This is a genomic window from Rothia sp. CCM 9417 (assembly GCF_048513575.1).
Taxonomy (GTDB): domain Bacteria; phylum Actinomycetota; class Actinomycetes; order Actinomycetales; family Micrococcaceae; genus Rothia.
Genome location: NZ_JBLXXT010000014.1, coordinates 1 through 5,385 on the forward strand (window position 1 = coordinate 1; position 5,385 = coordinate 5,385).

The 5,385-nt window shown below is 52.3% G+C and carries 2 rRNA genes; both read left to right on the forward strand.

Going from position 1 to position 5,385, the window contains the following annotated elements:
- The first annotated feature begins 382 nt into the window (after window positions 1-382).
- Window positions 383-1,914: ribosomal RNA gene (locus ACN082_RS10330) — 16S ribosomal RNA — on the forward strand.
- A gap of 384 nt (window positions 1,915-2,298) precedes the next feature.
- Window positions 2,299-5,385: ribosomal RNA gene (locus ACN082_RS10335) — 23S ribosomal RNA — on the forward strand.
- The 16S and 23S rRNA genes sit together here, the layout of an rRNA operon.

A 5,385-nucleotide genomic window follows, 5' to 3' on the forward strand; every position in this document is an offset into this window, starting at 1 on the left:
ACGCGATAGACTAGACGAGTTGCCAAAAACGGTGACAACCAAGAAACCGCATCGAAAACCGCACCAGCCTGCTTGGCTTGTGAAGGTTTGATGGTGGTCTGTTGCTTGAAAACTCAATAGCGTACCAATGTTATAAACATAACATTCTAATCGTCCACACCACAAATACTGGGTCCCGATAAATATGAGGGGTGCAGGTGGTGCGGAAATAGAACTGATACCAAATATTTATACATTAGATGCACCTGATCTGGTCTTTGTGGCTGGTTGGGTGTGAATTTGATAATCATATGGTTTCAGATTCGTCAGCTTGAACCACACCACCCCGTGGTGAATGGTTCGCTATCAAATCGAGACTAGGATCATCAACTTTTTTTGTTTTCTAACGGAGAGTTTGATTCTGGCTCAGGACGAACGCTGGCGGCGTGCTTAACACATGCAAGTCGAACGATGATGACCGGTGCTTGCACTGGTTGGATTAGTGGCGAACGGGTGAGTAATACGTGAGTAACCTGCCTTTAACTCTGGGATAAGCCTTGGAAACGAGGTCTAATACCGGATACGACTAGTTCCCGCATGGGATGCTGGTGGAAAGGGTTTGTACTGGTTTTAGATGGGCTCACGGCCTATCAGCTTGTTGGTGAGGTAACGGCTCACCAAGGCGACGACGGGTAGCCGGCCTGAGAGGGTGACCGGCCACACTGGGACTGAGACACGGCCCAGACTCCTACGGGAGGCAGCAGTGGGGAATATTGCACAATGGGCGCAAGCCTGATGCAGCGACGCCGCGTGAGGGATGAATGCCTTCGGGTTGTAAACCTCTTTCAGCAGGGAAGAAGCGAAAGTGACGGTACCTGCAGAAGAAGCGCCGGCTAACTACGTGCCAGCAGCCGCGGTAATACGTAGGGCGCGAGCGTTGTCCGGAATTATTGGGCGTAAAGAGCTTGTAGGCGGTTTGTCGCGTCTGCTGTGAAAGCCCGGGGCTTAACTCCGGGTTTGCAGTGGGTACGGGCTAACTAGAGTGCAGTAGGGGAGACTGGAATTCCTGGTGTAGCGGTGAAATGCGCAGATATCAGGAGGAACACCAATGGCGAAGGCAGGTCTCTGGGCTGTAACTGACGCTGAGAAGCGAAAGCATGGGGAGCAAACAGGATTAGATACCCTGGTAGTCCATGCCGTAAACGTTGGGCACTAGGTGTGGGGGACATTCCACGTTTTCCGCGCCGTAGCTAACGCATTAAGTGCCCCGCCTGGGGAGTACGGCCGCAAGGCTAAAACTCAAAGAAATTGACGGGGGCCCGCACAAGCGGCGGAGCATGCGGATTAATTCGATGCAACGCGAAGAACCTTACCAAGGCTTGACATATACTGGATCGCTGCAGAGATGTGGTTTCCCTTTGGGGCTGGTATACAGGTGGTGCATGGTTGTCGTCAGCTCGTGTCGTGAGATGTTGGGTTAAGTCCCGCAACGAGCGCAACCCTCGTTCTATGTTGCCAGCACGTGATGGTGGGGACTCATAGGAGACTGCCGGGGTCAACTCGGAGGAAGGTGGGGATGACGTCAAATCATCATGCCCCTTATGTCTTGGGCTTCACGCATGCTACAATGGCCGGTACAAAGGGTTGCGATACTGTGAGGTTGAGCTAATCCCAAAAAGCCGGTCTCAGTTCGGATTGGGGTCTGCAACTCGACCCCATGAAGTCGGAGTCGCTAGTAATCGCAGATCAGCAACGCTGCGGTGAATACGTTCCCGGGCCTTGTACACACCGCCCGTCAAGTCACGAAAGTTGGTAACACCCGAAGCCGATGGCCTAACCCCTTGTGGGAGGGAGTCGTCGAAGGTGGGATTGGCGATTGGGACTAAGTCGTAACAAGGTAGCCGTACCGGAAGGTGCGGCTGGATCACCTCCTTTCTAAGGAGCTCAACTTTTAGTTGGCCATGCTGAGCGCGAGTGTCGTTTGGGTGGTTTGCTCATGGGTGGAATGTTAGTTCTGGTGCAGGCCTTTGGGTTTGTGCTGATTGGTTTGTGTGTTGTGTAGTGTTGGTGCGTTGTTGGGTTTTGAGGTAGCAGGCGTTTGTTTGTTATCTTGGTGTATCCCGGCATGAGAGTAGTGATCAGTTTGTTCTGGTTGCTTTTGAGTGTTGATCGGGTTGTTGTTTGAGAACTGTATAGTGGACGCGAGCATCTTCAATGTTTTGAAGAATACTCAATTCTTTTTGGATTGTGTTTCTTTGATTCTTGATTTTGTACTTAGTTAAATATAGTCAAGGTTAATTTATTCTTGATTTTATCTGTGTGTAAGTTATTAAGGGCACACGGTGGATGCCTTGGCACTAGAAGCCGATGAAGGACGTGTGAATCTGCGATAAGCCTGGGGGAGCCGATAACAGGGCGTTGATCCCAGGATTTCCGAATGGGGAAACCCAGCAAGCTATCATGGTTTGTTACCACCAGTTGAATGTATAGGCTGGTTGGAGGGAACGGGGGGAAGTGAAACATCTCAGTACCCTCAGGAAGAGAAAATAACAAATGATTCTGTGAGTAGTGGCGAGCGAAAGCGGATGAGACTAAACCTGTGGTGTGTGATACCGGTTGAGGGTTGCATCATGGGGGTTGTGGGAGTACGCATCACAGTTTCAATCGACTGTGGACGTGATGTTCTAGCATGTAGGTGAACGCCTTGGGATGGGTGACCGGAGAGGGTGAGAGTCCTGTAGCCGAAATGTGTTAGACCGCGTGTGTGCCACCCGAGTAGCACGGGGCTCGTGGAATCTCGTGTGAATCTGCCAGGACCACCTGGTAAGTCTAAATACTTTCTAGTGACCGATAGTGAATCAGTACCGTGAGGGAATGGTGAAAAGTACCCCGGGAGGGGAGTGAAATAGTACCTGAAACCGTGTGCTTACAAGCCGTTGGAGCCTTTTGGGGTGACAGCGTGCCTTTTGAAGAATGAGCCTGCGAGTTAGTGTTCTGTCGCGAGGTTAACCCGTGTGGGGAAGCCGTAGCGAAAGCGAGTCTGAATAGGGCGTGTTAGTGGCAGGATCTAGACCCGAAGCGGAGTGATCTATCCATGGCCAGGTTGAAGCGACGGTAAGACGTCGTGGAGGACCGAACCCACTTCAGTTGAAAATGGAGGGGATGAGCTGTGGATAGGGGTGAAAGGCCAATCAAACTCTGTGATAGCTGGTTCTCCCCGAAATGCATTTAGGTGCAGCGTTACGTGTTTCTTGCCGGAGGTAGAGCTACTGGATGGCCGATGGGCCCCACAGGGTTACTGACGTCAGCTAAACTCCGAATGCCGGTAAGTTAGAGCGTAGCAGTGAGACAGTGGGGGATAAGCTTCATTGTCGAGAGGGAAACAGCCCAGACCATCAACTAAGGTCCCTAAGCGTGTACTAAGTGGGAAAGGATGTGGAGTTGCTGAGACAACCAGGAGGTTGGCTTAGAAGCAGCCACCCTTGAAAGAGTGCGTAATAGCTCACTGGTCAAGTGATTCTGCGCCGATAATGTAGCGGGGCTCAAGTACACCACCGAAGTTATGGCAATGAGATTTTTTCTTGTTGGGTAGGGGAGCGTCGTGTATCCGGTGAAGCTGCGGTGTGAACCAGTGGTGGAGGGTATGCGAGTGAGAATGCAGGCATGAGTAGCGAATCACGGGTGAGAAACCCGTGCGCCGGATGATCAAGGGTTCCAGGGTCAAGCTAATCTGCCCTGGGTTAGTCGGGGCCTAAGGCGAGGCCGACAGGCGTAGTCGATGGATAACGGGTTGATATTCCCGTACCGGTGAAAAACCGCCCATACTGATATTTTGATGCTAACTGTGTGATGCCCTTTGTGCCTTTCCCTTTGTGGTTGGGCTTGGGGTGGAGTGCAGGACCCGATTTTTGGAGGTAAACGTATTAACAGGTGTGACGCAGGAAGGTAGCCAAGCCACGCGATGGTTGTCGTGGTCTAAGCGTGTAGGGTATCCGGTTGTTAAATGCGCCGGTGTTTGCCTGAGACGTGATGGGACCCCGTTTGGGGGATTTGGTGATCCTATGCTGCCGAGAAAAGCATCGGCGTGAGGTTTTAGCCGCCCGTACCCGAAACCGACACAGGTGATCAGGTAGAGAATACTAAGGCGATCGAGAGAATCATGGTTAAGGAACTCGGCAAAATGTCCCCGTAACTTCGGGAGAAGGGGAGCCTTGAGCGTGACCGGTACTTGCTACCGTGAGCGTGTATGGGTCGCAGAGAATTGGGGGAAGCGACTGTTTATCAAAAACACAGGTCCGTGCGAAGTCGTAAGACGATGTATACGGACTGACTCCTGCCCGGTGCTGGAAGGTTAAGAGGATTGGTTAGCCCCTTGTGGGCGAAGCTGAGAATTTAAGCCCCAGTAAACGGCGGTGGTAACTATAACCATCCTAAGGTAGCGAAATTCCTTGTCGGGTAAGTTCCGACCTGCACGAATGGAGTAACGACTTCCCTACTGTCTCAACCATGAACTCGGCGAAATTGCAGTACGAGTAAAGATGCTCGTTTCGCGCAGCAGGACGGAAAGACCCCGTGACCTTTACTATAGTTTGGTATTGGTGTTCGGTGTGGCTTGTGTAGGATAGGTGGGAGACTGTGAAGCAGGCACGCTAGTGTTTGTGGAGTCGTTGTTGAAATACCACTCTGGTCGCTCTGGATGTCTAACTTCGGCCCGTGATCCGGGTCAGGGACAGTGCCTGATGGGTAGTTTAACTGGGGCGGTTGCCTCCTAAAGTGTAACGGAGGCGCCCAAAGGTTCCCTCAGCCTGGTTGGCAATCAGGTGTTGAGTGTAAGTGCACAAGGGAGCTTGACTGTGAGACTGGCAGGTCGAGCAGGGACGAAAGTCGGGACTAGTGATCCGGCGGTACGTTGTGGAACGGCCGTCGCTCAACGGATAAAAGGTACCTCGGGGATAACAGGCTGATCTTGCCCAAGAGTCCATATCGACGGCATGGTTTGGCACCTCGATGTCGGCTCGTCGCATCCTGGGGCTGGAGTTGGTCCCAAGGGTTGGGCTGTTCGCCCATTAAAGCGGTACGCGAGCTGGGTTCAGAACGTCGTGAGACAGTTCGGTCCCTATCCGCTGCGCGCGTTGGAAATTTGAGAAAGGCTGTCCTTAGTACGAGAGGACCGGGACGGACGAACCTCTGGTATGTCAGTTGTACCGCCAGGTGCATGGCTGATTGGCTACGTTCGGGAGGGATAACCGCTGAAAGCATCTAAGCGGGAAGCCTGTTTCGAGATGAGATTTCCTGGCAACGTTTGTTGTGTGAGGATCCCTGTAGATGATGGGGTTGATAGGCCGGGTATGGAAGCGGGGAATGCCCGTGGAGTTGACTGGTACTAATAGTCCGAAGGCTTACACA